This window comes from Actinomycetospora sp., assembly GCF_055612215.1.
On the sequence record NZ_JBVPVA010000735.1, the window covers coordinates 1 to 1,892 of the forward strand.

At 74.4% G+C, this 1,892-nt stretch carries 2 protein-coding genes; both read right to left on the reverse strand.

Features of this window, described 5'->3' with window-relative positions:
• Positions 1-1,530, reverse strand: a 1,530-nt coding sequence (locus tag AC0CYZ_RS20050; RefSeq protein ID WP_472218517.1) for a DEAD/DEAH box helicase, incomplete at its 3' end; no start/stop codon positions are given.
• Between the two features lie 106 nt (positions 1,531-1,636).
• Positions 1,637-1,891, reverse strand: coding sequence for a DUF3039 domain-containing protein (locus tag AC0CYZ_RS20055; RefSeq protein ID WP_472218519.1), 255 nt, complete (start codon positions 1,889-1,891; stop codon positions 1,637-1,639).
• Position 1,892: the final 1 nt, after the last annotated feature.

A 1,892-nucleotide genomic window follows, 5' to 3' on the forward strand; every position in this document is an offset into this window, starting at 1 on the left:
GCGGCCCTTCTGCTGGGCGTCCTGGCGCTGGCGCAGCAGGACCGCCACCTGCTCGGGCTCGAGCAGCCCGGGCAGCCCGAGGTAGTCCTGCTCCTCCTCGCTGCCGACGAGCGCCGCGGTGCCGAACTCGCCGCCGTCGAACAGCACGCGGTCGAACTCGGCCTGCGCCTCGAGCGCCTCGAACGGCAGCAGGTCCTGGTCGCCGGACGCCTGCTCCGGGCGGCCCGCCGCCGCGACCAGGGCGTCCTCGGGCGACCACAGGTCGCCGTCGTCGGCGGCACGCGGGCGGTCGAGGGCGTGGTCGCGCTCGACCTCCAGCTCGCCGGCGTGGAGCATCAGGGTCGGCACGCTGGGCAGGAACACCGACGCCGTCTCCCCCGCCCGTCGCGACCGCACGAAGCGGCCCACCGCCTGGGCGAAGAACAGCGGCGTGGACGCGCTCGTGGCGTAGACCCCGACGGCGAGCCGCGGGACGTCGACGCCCTCGCTGACCATCCGGACCGCGACCAGCCACCGGTCGTTCGACGCCCCGAAGGCCGCGATGCGCCCGGAGGCCTTGGGGTCGTCGGAGAGCACGACGACGGGTTCCTCGCCGGCAATCTGTCCGAGGGTCTTCGCGTAGGCCTTGGCCGTGGTGTGGTCGGTGGCGATGACGAGCCCGCCGGCGTCAGCCATGCCCCCGGTGCGCAGCTGCGTCAGGCGGGTGTCCGCGGCCTGCAGAACCGCGGGCATCCAGTCGCCCTTGGGGTCGAGGGCGGTCTTCCACGCCCGCGAGGTCTGCTCGGCGGTCAGCGGCTCCCCGAGGCGGGCCGTCATCTCCTCGCCGGCGCTCGTCCGCCAGCTGGCCTGCCCGGAGTAGGCGAGGAAGACCACCGGCCGCACCACGCCGTCGGCCAGGGCGTCGGCGTAGCCGTACGAGTGGTCGGCCCGCGAGCGCAGGGCCCCGGCGGAGTCGGGCTCGTACGTGATGAAGGGGATCGGGCTGTCGTCCGAGCGGAACGGGGTGCCGGTGAGCGCCAGGCGCCGCGTCGCCCCGCCGAAGGCCTCCCGCGTGGCCTCGCCCCAGCTCTTCGCGTCCCCGGCGTGGTGGATCTCGTCGAAGATCACCAGGGTGCGACGGCCCTCGGTGCGGTTCATGTGCAGCACCGGGTGCGCGGCGACCTGGGCGTAGGTCACGGCGACGCCCTGGAAGTCGGCCGACATCCTCCCGACCGAGTTCGAGTACTCGGGGTCGATCGCGATGCCGACGCGCGTGGCCGCCTGTGCCCACTGGTACTTCAGGTGCTCGGTCGGGCAGACGATCGTCACGGTGTCGACCGACCGGTCCCCGAGCAGCTCCGCCGCGACCTTCAGGGCGAACGTCGTCTTGCCCGCGCCCGGTGTCGCGACCGCGAGGAAGTCCTTCGGCCGTTCGGCCAGGTAGCGGGTGAGCGCGCGGCGCTGCCACTGGCGCAGGGGCGGTGCGGACGGTGCCGGACCGTCCGCCCCCGGGCGGGGGGCGGGGTTCCTGCGGGGCGCGCGCGTGGTCATGACCCTCCGGGGCGGGACGTGGCCAGGGACACCCGGCGTCAGGCGCCGGGCAGGCCGGACCGCGGGGACGGTCCGTGCGGGGCTGCGGACGAGTGGAGGACGGGCCTCACTCGTCGCCGTCGCCACCACCGCGGGGGAGCTTGGCGAAGATCTCCTTGCACGCGGGGCACACGGGCGACCCGGGCTTCGGCGAGCGCGTCACCGGGAAGGTCTCCCCGCACAGGGCGACGACCATCGAGCCCATGACGGCGCTCTCGGCCACCTTGTCCTTGCGGACGTAGTGGAAGACCTTCGGGTCGTCGTCGTTCGTGCGGTCCGTGCCCTCCGGGCGGACGTCGGGAAGCACCGCGGTCTGGCTCATG

Coding starts and splice junctions, on each gene's coding strand:
- AC0CYZ_RS20055 (WP_472218519.1), bottom strand. CDS start 1,891: ATGAGCCAGACCGCGGTGCTTCCCGACGTCCGCCCGGAGGGCACGGAC.